Here is a 678-nt window from a genome sequence, read left to right as displayed (position 1 = left end):
TGAACTTCAGTTCCGGTGCGCTCACCGTCACCACCGGCGAGGTCACCGTGTTCATCCCCGTCGCAGATGCGCTGACCTTGTAGGTTCCTGCCGTGCTCGGCGCGGCGATGTACGACCACCCGCTGCCAGCCGTTGAGTTGTCCCCACCGGCAGGAATCACCACCTGTGTAATCACGGTCCCCGCCGTGTCGGCGTTGTAGATGCCGTCAACCACGCCCGCCGGATTGGCCTCCGTGATCGCCACGCTCACCGGCGTGTCTGCTGCCATCGTCTGGCCGCTTGGGCTCGGCCCCCCTGCCGGCCCACTGACACGCACATAGAAGTTGTCCCGTGCCTCGCCCACGCTGCGCGACGTGTCCACCCCCGTCAACGACAGCACCGGCTCCGCCACTTGCACCTGCACCTTGGTCGCTGGCGCGCTGTGGCCCGCTGCCGTCGCATCGATGGTCACCGCCGTGCCTCCCGTCAGGTCCACACCCGTGACCTGGAAGTACGCCGTCGAACTGCCCGCCGGGATCGTCACGCTCGCCGGCACACTGGCCTTGCTCGGATCGCTGCTGCTGAGATTGACCACCAGGGCTTCCACGCCGCTGAAGGCCGTTCCGTTGACCGCGCGCTGAACATACAAAGAGTAGTGGTAGCCGCGCATGCCCTTGCCCACCACTTCCGTCGTCTGGG

At 66.7% G+C, this 678-nt stretch carries 1 protein-coding gene; it reads right to left on the bottom strand.

The window, feature by feature from the left end:
• On the bottom strand, positions 1–678 hold a 678-nt coding region (locus HTA01S_RS25645), incomplete at both ends, for a hypothetical protein (RefSeq protein ID WP_218017398.1).

The sequence above is a fragment of the Hydrogenophaga taeniospiralis CCUG 15921 genome (genome assembly GCF_001592305.1).
GTDB classification, from domain to species: Bacteria; Pseudomonadota; Gammaproteobacteria; order Burkholderiales; family Burkholderiaceae_C; genus Hydrogenophaga; species Hydrogenophaga taeniospiralis.
This window is presented reverse-complemented; position numbering and strand designations above follow the sequence as displayed.